The organism is Glycomyces tritici, assembly GCF_030403505.1.
In genome coordinates this window covers 806,566-828,428 of sequence record NZ_JAUEMJ010000001.1, presented here as the reverse complement: position 1 = coordinate 828,428, position 21,863 = coordinate 806,566, and the positions used below count along the sequence as shown (strand labels likewise).

The window sequence follows — 21,863 nt, the reverse complement described above, 5'->3', positions numbered from 1 at the left end:
CAGGTGCCGCACAACCAGGCAATGCCGCTCGCGGAAGGTAGCGGCATGACAGCGACCTTGACGCAATCCGCACCACCCACCGCCCGCAAGGGCTGGATCACCGACTGGCGCCCGGACGACGAGGCCTTCTGGCAGTCGACCGGCCGCAAGGTCGCCCGGCGCAACCTGGTCTGGTCCGTGCTCGCCGAGCACCTGGGCTTCTCGGTGTGGACGATGTTCAGCATCATCACCCCGTTCCTGGCCGCGGCGGGCTACGACTTCACCACCAGCCAGCTGTTCTGGCTGACCGCGGTGCCCAACCTGGTCGGCGCGTTCCTGCGCATCCCTTACACCGCCGCAGTGGCGCTGTTCGGCGGCCGGAACTGGACCATCATCTCGGCGGCGCTGCTGGTCCTGCCCACCTCGCTCCTGGCGTACTGCGTGATGACGCCGGGCACGCCGTACTGGATGTTCGTCCTCTCGGGCGTCCTCGCCGGGTTCGGCGGCGGCAACTTCGCGTCCTCGATGGCCAACATCTCCTACTTCTACCCGGAGCGCCACCGCGGCGCGGCCCTCGGCATCAACGCCGCCGGCGGCAACATCGGCGTCTCGGCGGTGCAGTTCATCGGCCCGCTCGTGATCGGCCTCGCCATCTTCGGCACCTCGCAGGGGACCTCGCCCGCCGGCAAGGAGTTCTTCCTGCACAACGTGCCGCTGCTGTGGCTCGTGCTCGGCGTGTTCGCCGCGATCATGGCCTGGCGGGCCATGGACAACCTGGCGGTCGCCCGCACCCCGCTGCGTGAGCAGGTCCCGGCGCTGGCCCGCCGCCACACCTGGATCATGAGCGTCCTCTACATCGGCACGTTCGGGTCGTTCATCGGCTACTCCTTCGCGTTCCCCCTGGTCATCAAGATCGAGTTCCCCGAGTTCCAGTCGCTGTGGATCGCCGCGCTCGGACCGCTCGTGGGCTCCCTCGTGCGGCCCATCGGCGGCTGGTTCGCCGACCGGCTCGCCGGGGCGCCGATCACCAGCAGCGCGTTCATCCTCATGGGCGTCGGCGCGATGGGCGCCATCTGGGGCATCAACTCCGGGTCGTTCCCCCTCTTCTTCACCTCGTTCATGCTGCTGTTCGCCATGAGCGGCATCGCGAACGGCTCCACGTACCGCTCGATCCCGGCGATCTTCCAGGCCGAGGCGGCGGCCGCCGCGGGCGGCAAGGCCAGTGAGGCCGAGGTCGTCAAGGCCAAGAAGGTCACGGCCGCCGCGCTCGGCTGGATCTCCGCGATCGGCGCCTTCGGCGGGTTCCTCATCAACCAGGGCTTCCGCATCGCGAACGAGCAGACCGGGTCCGTCGTCCCCGCCATGTGGGCCTTCGTCGCCGCTTACGGCGTCTTCCTGGTGATCAACTGGTGGTGCTACCAGCGCACGGTCCTGGTCGAGAAGGCCCCGAGCCTGGCCTACGCGAAGGTCTGACCGAGACTCCCCCCGCGGCAGCGTCGCCGTCGAGCCCCCGGCCCGCAATCGTCACTCCACGACGATTGCGGGCCACTTAGCATTCCGGAAACATTGCTCACGTGACGCCGAAACGACTCCTGGGCACACTCGCCGCATGACCGTTCGCGCCGCCCTCCCCGTCGTCCGCACCGCCGACACCCATTGCCCGTACTGCGCGCTCCAGTGCGGCATGCGGCTGGAGGAGGACACCGAAGGGAAGGTCACGGCCTCGCCCCGCGGCGGCGGCATGTGCAAGAAGGGCTGGACCTCGCCCGAGCTCCTCGACCACCCCGAGCGGCTCACCACCCCCCTGCTGCGCGGCGAACCCGTCTCCTGGGAGACCGCCCTCGACCACGTCGCCGACCGCATCCGCTCGGTCCAGGCCGAGCACGGGAACGACGCCGTGGGCGTCTTCGGCGGCGGCGGCCTCACCAACGAGAAGGTCTACCAGCTCGGCAAGTGGACACGCCTCGCCTTGGGCAGCAAGCACATCGACTACAACGGCCGGTTCTGCATGTCCTCGGCGGCCGGGGCGCTCAACCGCTCGTTCGGCATCGACCGCGGACTCCCCTTCCCGAAGGAGGACCTGCAGGACGCGGACGTCATCGTCCTCGTCGGCGCCAACCCCGCCGAGACCATGCCGCCGCTCATGCGGTTCCTCACCGGCGCCGAACTCATCGTCATCGACCCCCGCCGCACCGCCACCGCCGAGCAGGCCCAGCTGCACCTCCAGGCCGCCCCCGGCACGGACCTCGCGCTGGCGAACGGGCTGCTGCACATCGCGATCGAGCAGGGCTACCTCGACCACGACTACATCAAGGCCCACACGAACGGCTTCGACGAGGTCCGCCAGACCGTCGCCGGATACTGGCCGGCGTTCGTCGAGCGCATCACCGGGGTCAGCGTCCCGGACCTGTACGCCGCGGCGCGCCTGATGGCGGGCAAGAAGACCGCGATCCTCACCGCGCGCGGCTCGGAGCAGCACGCGAAGGGCGTCGACACCGTCACCGCCTGGATCAACCTCGCCCTCGCCCTCGGCCTGCCCGGCAAGCCGAGCTCCGGGTACGGCTGCATCACCGGCCAGGGCAACGGCCAGGGCGGGCGCGAGCACGGCCAGAAGGCCGACCAGCTCCCCGGCTACCGCATGATCACCGACCCGGCCGCGCGCGAGCACGTCGCCAAGGTCTGGGGCGTCGACCCCGAGACCCTGCCCGGCGCGGGCGTGTCCGCCGTCGAGCTGCTGCGCAAGTGCGGCGACGAGGTGAAGATGCTCTTCGTGCTCGGCTCCAACCCGGTCGTCTCGGCCCCCCGCGCCGCGCGCGTCGCCGACCGCCTGAAGGACCTCGACTGCCTCGTCTCGTTCGACTTCGTCATGTCCGAGACCGCGCGCCTCGCCGAGGTCGTCCTCCCCGTCACCCAATGGGCCGAGGAGGACGGCACCATGACCAACCTCGAAGGGCGCATCATCCGCCGCAAGTCCCTGCGCGGCGCCCCCGACGGCGTCCACTCGGACCTGTGGATCATGAAGGAGCTCGCCGCGCGGCTCGACGCCCCCGGCTCGTATTCGACCGACCCGGAGGCGATCTTCGAGGAGCTCGGCCGCGCCTCGGCCGGCGGCAAGGCCGACTACTCGGGCGTCTCCTATGAGCGCCTTGAAGACCGCACGTTCCAGTGGCCCGTGCCCGGCCCCGACCACGACGGCACCCCGCGCATGTTCGCCGACTTCAAGTTCCCCACCCCGGACGGGCGCGCCAAGTTCATCGCCGTCGACCACCGCCACCCGGCCGAACGCCGCGACCGCTCCTACCCGCTGTACCTCACCACCGGCCGCGTCCTCACCCAGTACCAGTCGGGCGCGCAGACCCGCCTCATCGCCTCCCTCGACGGGCCCGACAGCGAGCAGTTCCTGCAGATCCACCCCGACACCGCTGTGCGCCACGGCATCGGCGAGGGCGACTGGGTCCGCATCACCTCCCGGCGCGGCTCCTACACCGCGCCCGCGCGCCTGACCGCGGACATCAGGCCGGACACCGTCTTCAGCCCGTTCCACTTCCCCGGCGCCGGCAACGCCAACGCCGCAGTGTCTGACGTGCTCGACCCGATCAGCCGCATGCCCGAGTTCAAGGTCTGCGCCGTGAAGATCGCCCCGGCCGCCCGGCCCTGACCGCGGCACCCCTGACTTTCGGCAGGGGCCGAGGCGCCGAATACCGGTCTAAAGACCTAGGTGGTTTTGGTCGAAATACCCAGGGCGGCAGCGATTCCAGACGCCAGAGTTGATGGTGCGGGCCCGAGCGGGCCCGCACCACCGACCGATTGGAACTCGACGTTGCGACGCCAAGCGAAACGCCTCCTCCTCGGTGCCACCGCCCTCGCGGTCACCGCCGGAGCGACCGTGGCCGCCATCTCCACCGCGCAAGCCGAAACCACCGAGCCGACCGCGAACGCCGCACCGGCGCTGGCCATCCCCGAGCCGGGCGGTGCGTTCGACACCGGCACCACGCAACTCCACCTCGTCGACGAGGGCCGGCCCGATGTCTGGGTCCCCGAATCGGACCGGGAGCTCATGGTCACCATGTGGTACCCGACCGCCGAGACCGAAGGCGCGACCGCGCCGTACATGACCGCCGAGGAAGGCGCGCTCTTCGGCGCGCAGCTGCAACTGCCCGGCGAGCTCCTCGCCTCGGTCGAGACGAACTCGGTGGCCGGCGCCGAACCGCTCGCCGACGACGGCTCGCTGCCGCTCGTGGTCCTCTCACCGGGCTTCTCGTTCCCCCGCGCCACCCTCACCGGCATGGCCGAAGAGCTTGCGAGCCAGGGTTACGCGGTGGCCGCGGTCGGCCACACCTACGAAGCGCCGATCTCCTTCCCCGACGGCCGCACGACCGAGTGCCTCACCTGCCGGCACGAGGACCTGGACGACCAGACGCTGGTGCCGAACCGCGCCGAGGACCTCTCCTTCGTCCTGGACGAACTCACCGGCGACGACCCGGCCTGGGAAAACGCCGGCGTCATCGATGCCGAGCGGATCGCCGTGGGCGGCCACTCGATCGGCGGCGCGAGCAGCCACCGCGCGATGCACGCCGACGAGCGCTTCGACGCCGGGTTCAACCTCGACGGCACCTTCTTCGCGCTCGACCCCCACAAGCTCGACCGCCCGTTCATGATGGTCGGCGGCGGGGACGACCACGGCTCGCCCGGCCAGGACAAGACCTGGGACAAGGCCTGGAAGAAGCTCGACGACTGGAAGCGCTGGATCACCGTCTCCGGCACCACCCACAGCTCGATGACGGACTTCGGGCCCCTCGGCGAGCAGGCGGGGATGAACCAGGACGACCTCGACGGCAACCGCAGCAACGAGATCGCCCGCGCCCTCGTCACCGGCTTCGTCGACACCCACCTCCGCGGCGAATCGGCCCCGGTCCTCGACCCGAGCACGGACTGGCCCGAGCTGGTCTTCCACAACCCGTAAACGACAGCAGGAAACCGAAGGCCCGGCCGCGCGTTGCGCGGCCGGGCCCTTCCGAACTGGGACGGCTCTCGAAATGCGTGCAGTGCTTGGGGCGGGCGGACGACATTGAGGTGGCGGAGGTCAACGGTCGCCACCGCGGTCAGGAGCCGTTGCGGAGGTCCGCGAGGGTCTCCTGCTTGAAGGCGATGTCGGTGAACCGGACGTTGCAGCCCTGGCCCTCGGGGGCCTGGACGCCGAAGCCGGCCTTGATCGGGGCGTCGAGGCCGAAACCGAAGCAGCGCACGAACTCCCAGCGCTCGCCGTCGGAGGAGGCGTGGAAGGCGAAGCCCTCGCCGATGCGGCTGACGCGCATCCAGACCGAGTCGCCGTCGACGTTCCAGGCGTTGGCGTCGTCGGAGATGTCGCGGGTGACGACCGAGACGACCATGCCCTGCTCGTCCGGGGAGTACTCGAAGCACAGCTTCGACCAGTGGTGCTCGTCGGCGAGGAGGAAGAGGGTGCCGGCGTCGTACTTGCCGTTGAAGTCCACGGTGATGCGGGCGCTGAACTGCCAGTCGCCCTCGGGCGGCAGGCCGAGGAGGCGGGCGCCGTTGGCGGGGGCGTGTGTTTCGGGGGCGGGGGCGTAGACGTACCAGTCGGTGCCGGCCGCGGCGGTCGCTTCGAGGCCGGCGTCGGTGACCTGCCACTTCGGAGGCTCGACGGCGTCTTCCCAGCCGAGGGGGAAGGGGAGTGCGGGAATGTTGACTGTCATCCCGTCAGCTTAGCGGTGGGCGGAAGACCCGGGGATTCTTTATTCACTGGTTGGAAAAAGGGTGGTGGAGCGGTAAGGAGAGCGCAGCGTCGTTGTGAACCAAAGGGGCGGAGTCGGAGAGCAGCGTCGTTTCGGGCCACGGCGGGGATTGAGCCGAGGGCGGTATGCGGCGGTGGCGAGGGGCGGTGGCGCCGCGGTTCGGAGGGAACGCGGAGTCGATCCGGGCCGGGTGGGCCGAGTCGAGCTCGTCCGCTGGGGCCGGTCCGGTCGGATCGGGTCTCAGCTCTGGCGGTTCTTGGTGGCTGGCCGTAGCCGTTGGGGGAGCAGGAACTCCTGGGTCTCGCGGGTGTGGACCCGTTCGACGACCTCGATCGGACCCAAGGCGGCGAGGGCCTGCACCACTTCGTCGACGAGGCGCGGCGGCGCCGAGGCTCCGGCCGTCACCGCCACGGCCGATGCGCCCTCCAGCCAGGCCGGGTCGATCGCGTCGGCGTCCTCGATGAGGTGGGCCGCGACGCCGGCGCTCCTCGCGAGCTCCACGAGGCGGTTCGAGTTGGAGGAGTTCGCCGAGCCGACCACCAGTACGAGGTCGGCTTCGTCCACGACCGCGGCGACCGCTGCCTGGCGATTGGTCGTGGCGTAGCAGATGTCCTCGGCCCCTTGGCCTTTGATCTGCGGGAAGCGCTGTTTCAGGGCCTCGGCGATGGTCTCGACCTCGGCCACCGCGAGGGTCGTCTGGCTGAGGTACGTGAGCTTCGCCGGGTCGGGGACCACCAGCGCCGCGATCTCGGCGGTGCTCTCGACCAGCAGGGTCCGGTCCGGGGCCACGCCGATCGTGCCGACGACCTCTTCGTGGCCTTCGTGTCCGATCAGGATCACCGTGTCGCCGCCTTCGGCCGCACGCTTGGCCTCGGCATGGACCTTCGCGACCAATGGGCAGGTCGCGTCGATCGCGTCGAGGCCGCGTACGGCGGCCTCGCGCTCCACCGCCGGGGCGACACCGTGGGCGCTGAAGACCACGACCGCGTCGTCGGGCACCTCGTCGAGCTCGCCCACGAAGACCGCCCCCCGCGACTCCAGGTCCGCCACCACGTGCGCGTTGTGCACGATCTGGTTGCGCACGTAGACGGGCGGGCCGTGCTCTTCGAGCAGGCGCTCCACGATCTCGATCGCCCGCTCCACACCGGCGCAGAACGACCGCGGCGCCGGAAGCAGCACGCGGCGCTGTTCGGGAGCCGTCAGCGCCATCAGTTCGCCCTCTTGGCGAAGCGAGCCATGAATTTGCCCTCTCGGCGAAGCTTGCGAGCCATGAGTTCGGCTCCTCGGCGAAGCGTGCGAGCCATAAATTGGCCTCCTCGGCGAGGCTTGCGAGCCATAAGTTGGCCTACTTGGCGAGGCTTGCGAGCCATCAATTGGCTCTGTGGACCGTGCTCGCGGCGAGGTCCGTCAGTTCCTCCACGGCCTCGGGCCGGAGGCCTTCCACGTTGAGGCTGTTCGTCGCCGCCTCGGTGAGCATCTCGGCGGAGCGCCGGCTCGCCTGCCGGCCGCCGCACGCCTCCACGAGGTCGGCGGCGCGGCGCAGCTCGGTCTCCGTGAGCTGCCCAGTCGCGCCATAGATCGCGGCGAGCTCGGGCGCGTCCGGGTGCCCGGAGCCGAGCGCGGCCGTGACCGGCAGCGACTTCTTGCGGTTGCGCAGGTCCGAGTAGACGGCCTTGCCGGTGACCGCGGGATCGCCCCAGATCCCCAGCAGGTCGTCCACGTGCTGGAACGCCAGTCCGAGCCGGAACCCGAAGTCGCGCAAGGCGTCCACCTGCTGCGCAGTGCCGCCGCCGAAGAGCGCGCCGAGCGCGGTCGCGCAGCCCATGAGCGAGGCCGTCTTCGCCTCGGACATCGCGACGCATTCGGCGAGTTCGACCCGCTCGCGGGTCTCGAACCGCGTGTCCTCGAGCTGCCCTTCGATGAGCGCCCGCACGGTCTGGGCGAGCAGGCCCGTGCCCGCCGGGACCTTGTCGCCGCCGGCTTCGGCCAGGCACTCGAACGCCAGCGCGTGCAGGGCGTCGCCGACGAGGATCGCGTCGTTGACGCCGTAGACCTTCCATGCGGTCGGGCGGTGGCGGCGCAGGCTGTCGCGGTCGATGATGTCGTCGTGGATGAGGGAGAAGTTGTGGACCATCTCCACGGCCACGGCCGCCGGGACGGCCTGCCGCCAGCCGTCCTCGCCGCCGACGGCCTTGGCGGCCAGCAGGGTCAGGAGGGGCCGCAGGGCCTTGCCGGAGTTGGCCTGGACGGGCGAGCCCGAGGCGTCGGTCCAGCCGAAGTGGTAGGCCGCGATGCGCGCGGCGGGGGCGGGGAGCCGGGCCGCGGCGGCGCGGAGTCCCGCGTCGACGGCCTCGCGGGCGGCGGTGTGGTCGGTCAGGACGGTCAAGCGGGGCCTCCCTGGGCGGCGGGGTCTGCGGAGAACGTGGTGGGGCTCTGGGGCGTGTGCTCCGAATCGGGGAGCGGCGGCATTCGAGGCCGTTCGTTCGCTCGCACGTAGGAGGGGCGTCTGCATAGCGGTGTCGTATGCAGGCGCCGCGACGACGCGGCGAGCAGGCGAACGGGCCGGAAAGCGACCGGTCTGATTCGCGGCACGGGCCTGAGGGCCCGGGCGTCCGCCTCAGTGCGGAGGCGGACGCCCGGAATGCTCAGCGCCCGATCTCGACGTGCTCGAGGATGCCGAGCGCGTCGGGGACGAGGACGGCGACGGAGTAGTAGGCGCTCACGAGGTAGGACATGACGGCCTTCTCGTCGATGCCCATGAACCGCACCGAGAGGCCCGGCTCGTACTCGTCCGGCAGGCCGGTCTGGTGCAGGCCGACGACGCCCTGCTCCGACTCGCCGGTGCGCATGCAGAGGATCGACGTGGTGCGCGCCCCGGTGATCGGGATCTTGTTGCAGGGCAGCATCGGGATGCCGCGCCAGGCCGGGAGGTGGTGCCCGTGGTAGTCCACCGTGTTCGGGTAGATGCCGCGCTTGGTGCACTCGCGGCCGAACGCGGCGATCGCCTTCGGGTGCGCGAGCAGGACTTCGGGCTTGCGGCGGCGGCTGATGAGCTCGTCCAGGTCGTCCGGGGTCGGCGGGCCCGAGCGGGTCGGGATGCGCTGGCTCAGGGCCGCGTTGTGCAGGAGGCCGAATTCCTTGTTGTTGATCATCTGGTCTTCCTGCAGTTCGCGCAGGGCCTCGACGGTGAGCCGGAGCTGCTGCTCCATCTGGTTCATCGGCTGGTTGTAGAGGTCGGCGACGCGGGTGTGGACCCGCAGCACGGTCTGGGCGACCGAGAGCTCGTACTCGCGGGGCGAGAGCTCGTAGTCCACGAAGGTGCGCGGCAGGTCCGGCTCGCCGGTGTGGCCCGCGGCGACGTCGATCGCGGCCTCGCCGTGCTTGTTGGACCTGGCCGAGCGGCCCGCCTTGTAGCGCCGCAGGTGCGCGGCGAGCTCGGGGATGCGCTCGATCAGCTCGGCCGCGGCGGCGGCCGGGAGCGTGAGGACCGTGACCGGGGTCGCGGCGACGACGTCGTGGTCCCACTTGGCGTCGTCCTCGACGAGGAGCTCTTCGCCGAAGTGGTCGCCGTCGACCATGAGGCCGAGCGACGACTGGTCCCCGAACGGGCCGGCGCCGAACTGCTCGACGCGGCCGTGCGCGATGAGGTGGATGCCGTCGACGGGCCGGCCCTCCTGCGCCAGGTGCTCGCCGGCGCCGACCTCGCGCTGCTCGAAGCGGTCGGCCAGCGCCGACAGCACGTCCTCGTCCTCGATGCCGCGCAGCTGCGCGATCTCGCCGAGCTCGGTGGGGATGACGCGGACGGCGTCCCCTTCGGTGCTGAACTCGACGCGGCCGTCGCCGACCGTGTGGGTCAGGCGCCGGTTGACGCGGTACGCGCCGCCCTGGGTCTGGACCCACGGCAGGACCTTGAGGAGCCACCGGGAGGTGATCTCCTGCATCTGCGGGGCGGACTTGGTGGTGGTGGCGAGGTTGCGGGCGGCGGCGGTGCTGAGGCTGGTCTGGGGATGCTGACCGTTCGAGGTCTGCGTTGGTACGGCCGGCGTGCTGTCGACGACAGAGTCGGTCATGCAGTCACTTCCTCACATTGGGGCTGCTTTGGCTCGTAGAGCATCTTAGCGCTCATTGATATGAGAAAGCCAATAATTCACCCATAAGGGTCATCATTGTGAGTACTCCGCATCAATGACGTCGAAGCGCTCGATCGCCGTCTCGTACGCGGTCGGGTCCGCGGCCCCGCCCCGGCTGAACGGGTACTCCAGCTGGTAAGCGGCGAACAGCATGAGCGCCACCATCCCGGAGATGAGCCCCACCAGCACGAACTGGTACTTGCGGGTGGGAGTGCCGAGCGTCAGCATCACCGCGAACACCAGCAGCGCCCCCGGCACCAGCACCGTCCACATCACCGGACCGAGCCCTCGCTGGGCCGTGAACAGGCGATCGGTCCGGGACTCCTCCACCAGCGCCACGCCGTCGCGCACGGTGTCGAGCCGCGCCTGCTCCACATCGTCGTCCGTCTGCAGCCCCGACACCGGCGCGCGCATCTCGTCCAGCAGCAGCAGCCCCTCGGACGACACCGGTTCCTGCTCGCGCATCGCGGGCCACTCGACCTCGATCACCTCGGCCGTGTACGCCCGCACCGCCGCGCGCACCTCATCGCGGTCCGCGGGCTCGAGCGCCGCCGCGGCCCAGTACACCTCGACCAGCTGGTTCGACTCCTGGAAGGTCACATGACCCGCCTCGTTCTTGTCCTCCCAAGCGGTGATCAGCACGAACGCCAGCACGATCGCGTACAGGACCGTGAGCAGCTCGAAGAGCGTCGTGCCCAGCTCGTTGTTGTGCCCCCGGGTGGTGGGCGGCGCGAACTTCTGCAGCAGCGCGACGACCACGCTCGCCGCCGCGACGACCATCAGGAAGAACAGCAACCCTTGCAGCCAAATGGCCATTTGTGCCTACCAAATCTCATAAAGCAGAATATTCACGTGGATACTAGTGAATTCCGGAATCAAGGTCGGAGATGGACATGCGACGCCTCATAGCGCTCGTCGTCGCGGCCGTCGCGCTGACGGTGCTGCCCGCGCTCGCGCTGGCCTTCGACGGCGGCCCCGCTCCGCAGTGGGCGAGCGAGGAGCACCACCACCCCGACTATCCGACCTGGCCGGACTATCCGACCTTCTGCCTGACCTACCCCGAGTACCCGACCTACCCCGACCGCCCGGGGGAGCGGGGCGAAGGGCGGCACCACCACCATCACCACCACTGCCCCGAGCCCCCGGAGCCGTCGCCCGAACCGCCTTCTCCCGACCCGCCCACGCCGCCTTCGCCGGAGCCCCCGAGCCCGCCCGCCCCCGAGCCTCCGTCGCCTCCGGCCCCTGAGCCGCCGAACCCGCCCGCACCGGAGCCGCCGAGCCCGCGCCCGGAGCCCGCGGCTTCACCGGCCGCGGCGTCCCCGACGCCCGTCGCGGACCCGCCGGCCGAGGACCCCGCCCCGCCGCCGGCCCCCGGGCCGCTGCCCGAGGCGCTCGCGGTGGAGGAGGAGGAACCCGAAGCGGTCGCCGAGGATGCCGACGACGACGGGACGCCTCAGCGGCGCATGATCGCCGCGATGGTCGGGTTCGTCGTCGCCACCGGCGCAGGATCGGCGCTGTCGCGCCGCGCCGGCAGGTAGTCCCGCCACGACGGCGGCCGCAGTCCAGCGGTCGCCGTCGCGGGCAGCCGGAACTCCTTGGGGGCCTCCGCTTCCAGAGGGGCGCTCTTCGGGAAGTCCCTGGACCCGCCCGCCGCGCCCGGTCCCGCCATCATGAGCGGGCGGAGCTTGTCGTCGTCGTAGCGGGCGGTGACGCGGTGCCAGTTGAGGATCGCCGCGTTCCAGTCCCGCAGGCTCAGCACGTACGCGTCGAGCGCCCGCCGCGCGTCCGCGTCCAGGTCGAGTTCGGCGACCACCGGCGGCAGGTCGTTCTCGGCGATGAACTGGAACTGCTCGACCCGGGCGGTCATGAGCGCGTTGACGACCTCCATCGCCTCGACCGGACCGCAGCCGAGGTACTCCTCGACGATGGTCACGGCATTGGCGATCTGGCCTTCGAACTCCGTCTCCTTGCGGTACGAGAAGAGGTCGTTGAGCAGGCACGACTGGTCCATGGCGGCGGTCTCCATGGCGCGGATCGGCCGGGACCGGAACACCGCGTCCGGAATCTCGCGGCCGGCCTTCAGCCTGGCGAGCGCCATGGTGAGGTCGGAGCCGAACGTCCTGCGGCGCATCTCGACGTAGTCGACCGGGTCGGGCACCCGGTTCTGGTTCTCCGAGTGCAGCTCCCAGAGCCAGGACTCGACCATCACCGTGACGGTGTCCTTGAACTCGGCGCGCGCCCGCTCGTCGAACTGGGCGGCGGTGCGCCGCCACAGGTCGGCCAGGCCCTTCTCGATCGGGTTGGCCGGGGCCGGGGTCGGGCCGAGGTCCAGCGGCAGGAACTCCAGGAGCCGCCGGTGCTGGGCGATCGCGGGGGCGAGGTTGCGGCCGCGGCCGAACACCGCCGGGTAGTAGTCGTCGCCGTACGTGCCCCAGGCGAGCCAGTCCGCGGACGTGTCCAGCTCCGCCTGCTCCGCTTCAGGGGCGATGCCCGCGGAGCAGATGGCGAAGTCGAAGCCGAGGAACTGCTCCCGGTCCCACAGGCCCGAGCCCGGCAGCGCCGGGTCGGGTGCGAGGAAGCCCATCGCCGCCGCCCACTCCTCGCCGTGGCGGCGGGCCTGGTCGAGCAGCGGGTTGAGCCGCAGCTCGTACGGCAGGTGGATCTCCGGCAGCGTCATCGGCCCGACCTGGCGGAACGGCTCGCGCGCGTGCTGTTTCAGCCCCGACAGCGAGATCCGGGCCGCGCCGGTCCCGATCCCGCTGGGGCCGCCCAGGACCCGCTGCGCCGCGTCGTTCATGTACCGGCTGGACCGCATGTGCCACTCGTGGCCGCCGGCCTGCCAGTCCTGGAGCCCCTTGGCGTACAAGGCGATAGCGGTCTGCTCGGCAGGGGAGAGCCGCCGGTCGGCGGCGAGGATCGGCAGTTCGGTGAGGGTCGTGTTCTCGAACTGGTGGAGCCGTGAGGTGAGGATGTCGTTCACCAAGTTCGCCGCCTGCTGGGTGCCCATGCCGAGGAACCGCTCGAAGACGAGCACGGCGTTGGCGTTCTCGCCCTCGTCGGTGACCTCGCGCTCGTAGGAGAACAGGTCGTTGCGCAGGTGCACGGCGTCGCTGAAGGTGTCGCGCAGGACCTCGAGGGGCCGTTCGCCCGCGACGGCGTCGGGCACCTCCGCGCCGACGGCGTACTCGACGATCCCCGCCGACCACGGCGCGCCGCCGACCTTGCGCCGCATCTCGATGTACTCGATCGGGTTGGCGACCCGGTCGGTGGTGATGTTCGTGAGCTCCCACAGGGACTCGAACAAGAGGTTGATCGTGCTCTCGAGGAAGCGTCGGCGCCAGCCCATCGACATCGACGGGGCCGTGCGCCGCCACAGGTCCACCAGGCCCAGTTCGACCGGGTTCTCCGGCTGCGGAGGCTCGCTGAGGTCCAGCGGCATGAACAGCGGGATGCGGTCCAGGTACGCCTTGGCGCCCTGCATGTCCCGGGTGCGCTTGAACGCGTCGAGGAAGTGGTCGTCGAAGAAGAACACCCACACGTACCAGTCGGTGACCAGGTCCAGCGCGGGCGCGTCGCAGTCGGGGTGCGTGTACGCGCAGAGCAGCCCGTAGTCGTGGCGGTCGAGCTCGGCCTCGTCCCAGATGACGCCGCCCTCCTCGGCCGGGGCGTCGAGCATCCCCATCTCCTTGGCCCACACGCGCGCGTGGGCGCGCGCGCCCTCGACGTTCGGATTCAGGCGCGCCGGGTAGGGAAGATAGAACACGGGTAGCTCGAACGGGTGATTTTCTGGCATAGCGCTCCCTAGGGGTGAAACCGGCTGTTTGCAACGCGATTCACTGTAAGGCCTCCGGAGGGAAGCCGCTACCCCCAGTCGGGTGGCGTTCACGAGCTGTCGGTTCGCAGCGGGCGAAGCGTGCGGACTACTTAGCACACGCGAAACATTCACCGCTCGATCGCGTAACAGCCCCGGGCGAATCTAGACGCCAGTCGGGGACTGACAGCGTCGTCGCCCAGACAGCGCGCGGCGGGCGGGCTTGCGGGAAACGCAAGACAGCGAGCCCACCGCCGCCTACGCAGTCAGTCCAGCACCGGGAGGTCCAGCGCGTGAAGGTCGCGATCGTCGGTTACGGCATGGCCGGGGCCCGCATCGCCCGCGAGCTCGGGCGGCGCGGCGTCGAGGTCACCGTCTTCGGGGACGAGCCCCAGGCCGCCTACAACCGCATCCTGCTCTCCAGCATGATCGCGGGCAAGCAGACCGAGGACGAGATCGCCCTGCCGGTCCCGCCCGAGAACGTCGAAGTGCGCCTCGGCGAAGCGGTGGAGACCGTGGACCTGGAGCACAAGACCGTCAACGGCGTCGCCTTCGACAAACTGGTCCTGGCCACCGGCGCGGACGCGTTCGTCCCGCCGATCCCCGGCCTTTCACCGCTCCCCACCGGCGCCTACGTCCTCCGCACGATCGAGGACGCCCGCTCCATCCTCGACGAGGCCGCCAACCGCGCCAGCGCGATCGTGCTCGGCGGCGGGCTCCTCGGCCTCGAAGCCGCCCGCGGCCTCGCCAAGCGCGGCATGGACGTCACCGTGGTCCACGCGGCCGGCCACCTCATGGACCGGCAGCTCGACCACCTGGGCGCCAAGGTCCTCGCCGACTCCTACGCCGAGGTCGGCGTCCAGTCGGTCGTGGACGCGCAGACCACCCGGGTCATCCACGGCGACGACGGCCTCACCCTCGTGCTCGCGGACGGCCGCACCATCACCGGCCAGCTCATGGTCGTCTCGTGCGGCATCCGCCCCAACGCCGACCTGGCCCGCTCGATGGGGATCGAGTGCGGCCGGGCCGTGAAGATCGACGACCAGTGCCGCACCTCCCACCCGGACGTGTTCGCCGTGGGCGACTGCGCCGAGCACCGCGGCATCCCCTACGGGCTCGTCGGCCCCGCCTGGGAGCAGTCGGACGTCGTGGTCGACCTCCTCTCCGGTGTGAACCCGGACGCGGCCTACGAGGGCTCGCGCCTGGTCACCCGCCTGAAGGCCTCCGGGATCGAGCTCGCCGCGATGGGCGAGGTCGAGGGCGACGAGGTCGTCTCCTTCGCCGACCCGACGCGGGGCACGTACGCCCGCTTGGTGATCGACGCCGACGGCCGCCTCGCGGGGGCGGTCATGCTCGGCGACAACCCCATGGTGGGCCAGGTGGTCCAGTTGTTCGACACCGGTGACCCGGTGCCGCACGACCGCCGCACCCTCCTGATGGGCCGCCCCGGCGAGTCCGTGTCGGTGGCCCCCGATACTCCGGCGTCCATGTCCGACGAGGTCGTGGTCTGCCGCTGCAACAACGTCACGAAAGGGGTCCTGGGCAAGGCGTTCCTCAATGGAGCGCGCACGCCCGAGGCCCTGTCGGAGGCCACGCAGGCCTCGACGGGCTGCGGCACCTGTGCCGAGGACGTCGCGGGCCTGTGCAAGTGGCTGAACAGCACCGTCGCTGGAATCGGTCAGGCTGCCGAGCAATTGAATGAGGTGTCAGCATGAGCAAGTTGGTAGTCATCGGCGACGGCATGGTCGGCCGCCGGTTCCTGGAGGCGGTCACCCAGCGCGACCCGTCCTGGGAGGTCACGGTCCTCTGCGAGGAGCCCCGCCCGGCCTACGACCGGGTGCGCCTGTCGGCGTTCTTCGACGGGGTCAGCGCCGAGGAGCTCTCGCTCGCCTCGGACCTCGACGGCGTCGACGTGCGCCTCGGTGAAGCGGCCGTGTCGATCGACCGCGAGGCCAAGGTCGTGCGCTCCGCCTCCGGCGAGTACGCCTACGACAAGCTCGTGTTCGCCACCGGCTCCTACGCGTTCGTGCCCCCGATGGAGGGCGCCGACCTCGAAGGCGTGTTCGTCTACCGCACCATCGAGGACCTCGAGGCGATCAAGGCCCACTCCGAGGGCCGGCGCCACGGCGTGGTCATCGGCGGCGGGCTCCTCGGCCTCGAGGCCGCGAACGCGCTGAAGCTCCTCGGGCTCGAGACGCAGATCGTCGAGTTCGCCCCCTGGCTCATGGCCCGCCAGCTCGACGAGGCCGGCGGCGGCATCCTCAAGCAGCACATCGTGAAGCTCGGCATCGGCGTCGACTGCGGCACCGGCGGCACCAAGATCGAGGCCGTCGACGGCCGCCTGCGCATGGAGACCAACCGCGAAGGCGTCGCGTACGACACCGACCTGATCATCTTCGCGGCGGGCGTGCGCCCCCGCGACCAGCTCGCCCGCGACTGCGGCATCGAGGTGGGCGAGCGCGGCGGCATCATCACCGACCTGTCCTGCCAGACCTCGGACCCGGACGTGTACGCGATCGGCGAAGTCGCCGCGATGGAAGGCATGTGCTACGGCCTGGTGGCCCCCGGCTACTCGATGGCCGAAGTGGTCGCCGACCGGCTCGCGGGCGGCGAGGCGACCTTCCCGGGCGCCGACATGTCGACGAAGCTGAAGCTCCTCGGCGTCGACGTCGCCCAGTTCGGCGCGATGGAGGGCCCGCTCTCCACCACCTACCTGGACCCGGCGCACGGCACCTACGCCAAGCTGATCCTCTCCGACGACGCCCAGACTCTCCTGGGCGGCATGCTCGTCGGCGACGCCGAGCCCTACCCGCTGCTGCGCGCCTCCGTGGGCGGCAAGGTCCCCGGCAAGCTCGCCGACCTCCTCGGCGGCGGCGAGATCGAGGGCGCCCTGCCCGACGGCGCGCAGGTCTGCTCCTGCAACGCGGTCACCAAGGGCGACATCATGGGCGCCATCCACGAGCAGGGCTGCACCGACGTCGGCGAGCTCAAGGCCTGCACCAAGGCCGGCACCTCCTGCGGCTCGTGCATCCCGATGCTCAAGCAGCTGCTCAAGGAAGGCGGCGTCGAGGTCTCCAACGCGGTGTGCGAGCACTTCACGCAGTCGCGGGCCGAGCTGTTCGACATCGTCAAGGTCACCGGCATCACCACGTTCTCCGAGCTCATCGCCCGGTACGGCACCGGCGCCGGCTGCGACCTGTGCAAGCCCACGGTCGCCTCGATCCTCGCGAGCCTCTCCAACGGGCACATCCTCGAAGGCGAGCAGGCGTCCCTCCAGGACACCAACGACCACTTCCTGGCGAACATGCAGCGCAACGGCACCTACTCGGTGGTCCCGCGCATCCCCGGCGGCGAGATCACCCCGGACAAGCTCATCGTCATCGGCGAGGTCGCCAAGGAGTTCGACCTCTACACGAAGATCACGGGCGGCCAGCGCATCGACATGTTCGGCGCCCGCGTCGAGGACCTGCCGAAGATCTGGCGCAAGCTCGTGGACGCCGGCTTCGAGTCGGGCCACGCCTACGGCAAGGCCCTGCGGACCGTCAAGTCCTGCGTCGGCACCGACTGGTGCCGCTACGGCGTCCAGGACTCGGTGAAGATGGCGATCGACCTCGAACTGCGCTACCGCGGGCTGCGCAGCCCGCACAAGCTCAAGTCCGCCGTCTCCGGCTGCGCGCGCGAATGCGCCGAGGCCCGCGGCAAGGACTTCGGGATCATCGCGACCGAGCACGGCTGGAACCTGTACGTGGGCGGCAACGGCGGCTTCACGCCCCGCCACGCCGACCTGCTGCTGTCTGATGTGGACACCGAGACGCTGGTGCGAACCATCGACCGGTTCCTGATGTTCTACATCTCGACCGCCGACCGCCTGCAGCGCACCTCGAAGTGGGTCGAGGCCCTCGAAGGCGGCATCGACTACCTCCGCGAGGTCATCGTGGACGACAAGCTCGGCATCTGCGGCGAACTCGACGCGCTCATGGAGAAGCACGTCGAGAACTACGCCGACGAGTGGAAGGGCGTCATCGACGACCCCGAGAAGCTCCAGCGCTTCGTGTCCTTCGTCAACGCACCCGAGGCCCCGGACCCGAAGATCGAGTTCGAGACCGTCCGCGGCCAGAAGTTCCCGGCCGGGACCACCGAGCGCTCGCACAGCACGCCCGTCGCTCTCGGCACGCCCATAAGGAAGTGATCAGAATGCAAACCATCTGCCGGTTCGATCGCATCATTCCCGGCCGCGGAGTGGCCGCCCTCCTGGAGGACGGCACCCAGGTCGCGGTGTTCCGCCTCCACGACGACAGCCTCTACGCCGTCGCCAACCTGGACCCGTTCATGGACGCCAACGTCATGAGCCGGGGCCTGGTGGGCGACCGCGGCGGCGAGCCGATCGTCACCAGCCCCCTGCTCAAGCAGGCGTTCTCGCTCAAGACCGGCATCTGCCTCGACGACGAGACGGTGGCCCTGGAGGTCTTCGCCGTCGAAGTCCTCGACGGGCAGGTCCGCGTCGGCGTCAACTCGGAAGTGAAAGCGAGCGCCTGATGGTCGCAGCCCCTGCCCCCTCCCGCGAAGCCGTCGACTCGACGCTGGCGCCGCTGACCGGCTACACCGTGGCCGTCACCGCCCAGCGCCGCGCCGACGAGCTGGCGACCCTCCTGGAGCGCCGCGGCGCCCGCACGGTGGTCGCCCCGACGCTGCGCATCGTCCCGCTGCCGGACGACGAGGCGCTGCGAGCGGCCACTGTGGAGCTCATCCGCGAAGCCCCCGACCTCGTGGTCGCGACCACCGGCATCGGCTTCCGCGGCTGGCTCGAGGCGGCCGAGGGCTGGGGCATGGGCGACGACCTGCTCACCGTGATGGGCCGCGCGCGCATTCTGTGCCGCGGCCCCAAGGCCCTCGGCGCGGTGCGCGCGGCGGGCCTCACCGAGGAGTGGACCGCGCCGAGCGAGACCGGCGACGAGGTCGTGGAGTACCTGCGCGAGCGCGGCGTCAACGGCCAGCGGGTCGCGATCCAGCTTCACGGCGACCCCGCCGAGGACTTCATCCAGACCGTCCGCGACGGCGGCGGCGCGGCCGTCGCCGTGCCGGTCTACCGCTGGACTCTGCCCACCGACATCACGCCCGTGCAGCGCCTCGTGGACGCCATCTGCGCCCGCCGCATCGACGCGGTGACCTTCACCTCCGCGCCCGCCGCGAACGCCCTGCTGCGCATCGCGGGCGACCAGGCAGCCGACATGCTCGAGGCGTTCCGCGCCTCGGCCGAGGACAACGGGGTCCTCTCCGTCTCGGTCGGCCCGATCACCGCCGCGCCGCTCACCCGCCTCGGCGTCGAATCGGTGCAGCCGCAGCGGGCCCGCCTCGGCGCGCTCGTGCGCACCGTCGCCTCGGCCCTGCCCAAGCGCTCCCGCAAGCTCCAGCTCGCGACCGGGCACAGCATCGAGCTGCGCGGCCACATGGTCCTCCTCGACGACCAGCCGTTCCAGCTCCCGCCCGCGCCGATGGCCGTCATAAGAGCACTGGCCTCCGCGAACGGCAAGGTCCTCTCCCGCGCCGAGCTCCTCGGCCACCTGCCGCGCGGGGCCGACGGCCACGCCGTCGAGATGGCGGTGACCCGCCTGCGCGACGCCGTGCACCTGCGGTCCTGTGTGGAAACAGTGATCAAGCGCGGCTACCGCTTGAACCTCGAAGTCTGAAATCGCTGCTCGCGCCGCCCCGGTCCTCCGATCGGGGCGGCGTCAGCGTCTCCTCGCAGTTCACCGGCCATTGAGGATGGGTGGCGCGGCGGTCCGCGACTCCGTACGATGAGGTTCCTGAGACCGTCACGCCCAGCCCATCATTGATCGGAGACCGCCATGGCTTACCCGCCGGCGCCGCAATACCCGCAGTCGCCCCCGCCGGGGCCCAGGCCCAGGCCGACATCGGTCACCGCCGTCGTGTGGACCCAGATCCTCACGGCGGCGTTCCTCGTCCTCACCGCCATCAGCATGTTCGCGGTGTCGGGTGCGGTCGAGGAGATCGTGGTCGACGAGATGCTCAACGACCCGTCGATGGCGGAGTCGGGCCTCACGAGCGACGACGTCAGCACGTTGATGACCCTCTCGTTCGCGGCCGTCGCCGGCATCTACATCGTCTTCGCGGTCTTCTACGTGGTCCTGGCCCTCTTGGTGAACAAGGGCAAGCGCCCGGCGCGGATCCTCAGCTGGATCCTCGCCGGCATCGGCCTGCTGTGCTGCGGGATCGGCGGCCTCATCGGCCAGCTCGGCTCCATGACCACCACGGTCAACGGCCAGGAGTACGAGGACGAGATGACGCAGGCGATCGAGGACGCCACGCCCGGCTGGGTCTCGGCGTTCGAATGGATCACGGTGCTCTTGTTCATCGTCGGCTCGCTGGTGATCATCATCCTCCTCGCCGTCCCGGCCTCGAACGAGTTCTTCCGCAAGGACGAGGCGCCGATGGGCCCGTACATGGGCCAGCCGCCCTACGGTCAGCAGCCGCCCGGGCCGCAGCAGCCGGGACCGGGGCAGCCCGGTCCGGGCCAGCCCCCGTACGGCCAGCAGCCCCCCGGCCCGCCGCAGCAGTAGACGAGACGTCCACGGCCCCACCTGCTTTCGCAGGTGGGGCCGTTGCGTTCAGCCTTCGTACTTGACGTTGCCCGGCTCCGGCACGGTGAAGCGGCGCTCGCCGAGATGCGGCTCCGGGACGCGGTCCGGGTCGCCGTGCCAGGCGGCGAGCACGGCGCTCTCCTTCTCCCGGGTGAGCCCGGCCTTCAAGCGCGGCGACGCGGCGTTGGCGTCCCACCAGCGGTTCACGGTGACGTCCAGGGGCGAGGCCCGGAAGCCCGCCGCCGCTGCGGGGCCGCCGGGGCGGCCCTGCATGCCGTCGTAGTCGGGCGAGGGCACCCACATGCCGAGCGAGTCGGGCCCGGCCCAGGGGTTGACGCCGTGCTCGAGCAGGAACTCCTGCGGCACCCACGTCAGGTTCGGGCGCTCGGTGAGGACGCCCCGTTCGATGAGCGCGTCCGCGACGCCGTCGAGGAAGGCCCCGAAGGCGACCGGTTCGCCGATGGCGTCGATCGTGCCGCCGGCGCCCGCGTCGGCGGCGTCGAGGAGCCAGGCCGCGTAGTCCTCGACGTCGATCCACTGGACCCGCCGGTCAGGGGTGCCGGGGGCGAGCACTTCGCCGCCTTCGGTGAAGCGCAGCGGCCAGTAGCCGAGGCGGTCGTTGCGGTCCCCGGGCCCGACGATGAGGCCGGGCCGGGTGATGAGGGCCTTGTCGCCCAGGCGATCCCGCACCAGGGTCTCGCAGGCGACCTTGCTGGCGCCGTAGATCTCCCAGGCGGCGTCGGTCGAGTCGGGCGCGGTCGGCTCGTGGAGCTCGTCGCTCACCACGTCGTTCCTCGCGTAGACCGAGATCGTGGACACGAGCGACCAGTGGCCGACGTGGTCGGTGAGCGCGTCGAGGACCGGGCCGATGTGGCCCGGGACGCGCGCGACGTCGAAGACGGCATCGAACTCCTTGCCGCGCAGGGCGTCGAGGCCCTCCCCGGTGGATCGGTCGAGCCTGCTGAACGCGGCGCCTTCGGGCGGTTCGCCGGTGGTGCCGCGCGAGGCGATGGTGACGCGGTGCCCGCGCGCGACGGCGTGCTTCGCGATGGCCTCGGACAGGAACACGGTCCCGCCGAGGACGAGGATGCGCTTCTCGGTGCTCATCACCTGAGCATGGCCCCTGACCGGGCGGCGGGCAAGGGCCGTTCGCCCTGAGCGGATCGGGCGGGCCGGTGCGGACGGGTGCGGGCGTCGCACCCACCGAATATGGTGGGAGGCAGGCAGTGACGCTATGAGGAGGACGCCGTGACCGACGACCTGTTCGACGAGGACGGGACCTTCGACGACGGCTTCTTCTCCTCTCTGGCGGCGAATCCGGACGACCCGGCGTCGGCGTACGAGCCCGCCTTCGGTCCCGAAGCGGGGGAGGACGACTACCGCTTCCTCTACGAGACCGAGGCCGACGGCAGCTTCGAGACCGACGGGGAGGACTTCGCCGACGATGACCTCGACTACGAGCCCGTCTTCGATGACGGCCTCGGCACCGACACCGAGATCGACCTCGAACCCGACTTCGATCCCGATGGGGACTTCCACCACGAGGGCGACGACGAGTTCGGGCCCGAGTTCGGTCGCGGCTTCTGACCCG

At 70.7% G+C, this 21,863-nt stretch carries 17 protein-coding genes; 10 read left to right on the top strand and 7 right to left on the bottom strand.

The window, feature by feature from the left end:
* Positions 1-45: 45 nt before the first annotated feature.
* The 3 genes from QWI33_RS03790 (at position 46) to QWI33_RS03780 (ending at position 4,942) form a co-directional block, all read left to right on the top strand.
* Entirely contained in the window at positions 46-1,452 is a 1,407-nt protein-coding gene (locus QWI33_RS03790; protein WP_289955029.1) for an MFS transporter, read from the top strand.
* A 136-nt stretch (positions 1,453-1,588) separates the two neighbouring features.
* Positions 1,589-3,637 (top strand): molybdopterin oxidoreductase family protein, encoded by a 2,049-nt coding sequence (locus QWI33_RS03785; protein WP_289955028.1) that lies wholly within the window; start codon positions 1,589-1,591, stop codon positions 3,635-3,637.
* A 162-nt stretch (positions 3,638-3,799) separates the two neighbouring features.
* Positions 3,800-4,942 carry an alpha/beta hydrolase family protein gene (locus tag QWI33_RS03780; RefSeq protein ID WP_289955026.1) on the top strand — a complete coding sequence of 381 codons (1,143 nt, stop codon included), beginning with the start codon at positions 3,800-3,802 and terminating at the stop codon, positions 4,940-4,942.
* Between the two features lie 139 nt (positions 4,943-5,081).
* Here the strand turns inward: QWI33_RS03780 and QWI33_RS03775 are convergent, their stop codons facing one another.
* From QWI33_RS03775 to QWI33_RS03755, 5 genes are all read right to left on the bottom strand, one after another.
* The gene (locus QWI33_RS03775; RefSeq protein WP_289955025.1) at positions 5,082-5,693 is read right to left on the bottom strand and encodes a DUF1349 domain-containing protein; all 612 of its coding nucleotides are present in this window, start codon (positions 5,691-5,693) and stop codon (positions 5,082-5,084) included.
* 279 nt (positions 5,694-5,972) lie between these two features.
* Positions 5,973-6,941 (bottom strand): 4-hydroxy-3-methylbut-2-enyl diphosphate reductase, encoded by a 969-nt coding sequence (gene ispH / locus QWI33_RS03770; protein WP_289955024.1) that lies wholly within the window; start codon positions 6,939-6,941, stop codon positions 5,973-5,975.
* A 160-nt stretch (positions 6,942-7,101) separates the two neighbouring features.
* On the bottom strand, positions 7,102-8,118 hold the full coding sequence (locus QWI33_RS03765) for a polyprenyl synthetase family protein (RefSeq protein ID WP_289955022.1): 1,017 nt from the start codon (positions 8,116-8,118) through the stop codon (positions 7,102-7,104).
* A gap of 259 nt (positions 8,119-8,377) precedes the next feature.
* Positions 8,378-9,802, bottom strand: a complete 1,425-nt coding sequence (locus tag QWI33_RS03760; protein ID WP_289955019.1) for a family 2B encapsulin nanocompartment shell protein — start codon at positions 9,800-9,802, stop codon at positions 8,378-8,380.
* A gap of 93 nt (positions 9,803-9,895) precedes the next feature.
* Entirely contained in the window at positions 9,896-10,678 is a 783-nt protein-coding gene (locus tag QWI33_RS03755) for a bestrophin-like domain (RefSeq protein ID WP_289955016.1), read from the bottom strand.
* 77 nt (positions 10,679-10,755) lie between these two features.
* Here QWI33_RS03755 and QWI33_RS03750 point away from each other — a divergent pair, with 77 nt between their 5' ends.
* On the top strand, positions 10,756-11,400 hold the full coding sequence (locus QWI33_RS03750; RefSeq protein WP_289955014.1) for a hypothetical protein: 645 nt from the start codon (positions 10,756-10,758) through the stop codon (positions 11,398-11,400).
* Here the strand turns inward: QWI33_RS03750 and QWI33_RS03745 are convergent.
* Entirely contained in the window at positions 11,316-13,655 is a 2,340-nt protein-coding gene (locus tag QWI33_RS03745; protein WP_289955012.1) for a terpene synthase family protein, read from the bottom strand. The two genes, QWI33_RS03750 and QWI33_RS03745, sit on opposite strands and share 85 nt — an antisense overlap.
* Before the next feature lie 311 nt (positions 13,656-13,966).
* Here QWI33_RS03745 and QWI33_RS03740 point away from each other — a divergent pair, with 311 nt between their 5' ends.
* From QWI33_RS03740 to QWI33_RS03720, 5 genes are all read left to right on the top strand, one after another.
* Positions 13,967-15,388, top strand: coding sequence for an FAD-dependent oxidoreductase (locus QWI33_RS03740; protein WP_289955011.1), 1,422 nt, complete (start codon positions 13,967-13,969; stop codon positions 15,386-15,388).
* Positions 15,385-17,862, top strand: a complete 2,478-nt coding sequence (nirB, locus tag QWI33_RS03735) for a nitrite reductase large subunit NirB (protein ID WP_289955009.1) — start codon at positions 15,385-15,387, stop codon at positions 17,860-17,862. Before QWI33_RS03740 ends, nirB begins: the two co-directional genes overlap by 4 nt.
* Before the next feature lie 5 nt (positions 17,863-17,867).
* Positions 17,868-18,209, top strand: coding sequence for a nitrite reductase small subunit NirD (gene nirD, locus QWI33_RS03730; protein WP_289955006.1), 342 nt, complete (start codon positions 17,868-17,870; stop codon positions 18,207-18,209).
* Complete coding sequence (locus QWI33_RS03725; RefSeq protein WP_289955004.1) at positions 18,209-19,360, top strand: uroporphyrinogen-III synthase; 1,152 nt, start codon at positions 18,209-18,211, stop codon at positions 19,358-19,360. Before nirD ends, QWI33_RS03725 begins: the two co-directional genes overlap by 1 nt.
* Before the next feature lie 159 nt (positions 19,361-19,519).
* A complete protein-coding gene (locus tag QWI33_RS03720; RefSeq protein ID WP_289955002.1) occupies positions 19,520-20,251 on the top strand; it encodes a hypothetical protein in 732 nt (243 codons plus the stop codon).
* Positions 20,252-20,299: 48 nt separating this feature from the next.
* Here the strand turns inward: QWI33_RS03720 and QWI33_RS03715 are convergent, their stop codons facing one another.
* On the bottom strand, positions 20,300-21,379 hold the full coding sequence (locus QWI33_RS03715; protein ID WP_289955001.1) for an NAD-dependent epimerase/dehydratase family protein: 1,080 nt from the start codon (positions 21,377-21,379) through the stop codon (positions 20,300-20,302).
* A gap of 141 nt (positions 21,380-21,520) precedes the next feature.
* Between QWI33_RS03715 and QWI33_RS03710 the strand changes: the two genes are divergently transcribed.
* Positions 21,521-21,859 (top strand): hypothetical protein, encoded by a 339-nt coding sequence (locus QWI33_RS03710; protein WP_289955000.1) that lies wholly within the window; start codon positions 21,521-21,523, stop codon positions 21,857-21,859.
* Positions 21,860-21,863: the final 4 nt, after the last annotated feature.

Coding starts and splice junctions, on each gene's coding strand:
- nirB (WP_289955009.1), top strand. CDS start 15,385: ATGAGCAAGTTGGTAGTCATCGGCGACGGCATGGTCGGCCGCCGGTTC.
- QWI33_RS03760 (WP_289955019.1), bottom strand. CDS start 9,802: ATGACCGACTCTGTCGTCGACAGCACGCCGGCCGTACCAACGCAGACC.
- QWI33_RS03775 (WP_289955025.1), bottom strand. CDS start 5,693: ATGACAGTCAACATTCCCGCACTCCCCTTCCCCCTCGGCTGGGAAGAC.
- QWI33_RS03725 (WP_289955004.1), top strand. CDS start 18,209: ATGGTCGCAGCCCCTGCCCCCTCCCGCGAAGCCGTCGACTCGACGCTG.
- QWI33_RS03720 (WP_289955002.1), top strand. CDS start 19,520: ATGGCTTACCCGCCGGCGCCGCAATACCCGCAGTCGCCCCCGCCGGGG.
- QWI33_RS03790 (WP_289955029.1), top strand. CDS start 46: ATGACAGCGACCTTGACGCAATCCGCACCACCCACCGCCCGCAAGGGC.
- QWI33_RS03750 (WP_289955014.1), top strand. CDS start 10,756: ATGCGACGCCTCATAGCGCTCGTCGTCGCGGCCGTCGCGCTGACGGTG.
- nirD (WP_289955006.1), top strand. CDS start 17,868: ATGCAAACCATCTGCCGGTTCGATCGCATCATTCCCGGCCGCGGAGTG.
- QWI33_RS03745 (WP_289955012.1), bottom strand. CDS start 13,655: ATGCCAGAAAATCACCCGTTCGAGCTACCCGTGTTCTATCTTCCCTAC.
- QWI33_RS03755 (WP_289955016.1), bottom strand. CDS start 10,678: ATGGCCATTTGGCTGCAAGGGTTGCTGTTCTTCCTGATGGTCGTCGCG.
- ispH (WP_289955024.1), bottom strand. CDS start 6,941: ATGGCGCTGACGGCTCCCGAACAGCGCCGCGTGCTGCTTCCGGCGCCG.
- QWI33_RS03785 (WP_289955028.1), top strand. CDS start 1,589: ATGACCGTTCGCGCCGCCCTCCCCGTCGTCCGCACCGCCGACACCCAT.
- QWI33_RS03715 (WP_289955001.1), bottom strand. CDS start 21,379: ATGAGCACCGAGAAGCGCATCCTCGTCCTCGGCGGGACCGTGTTCCTG.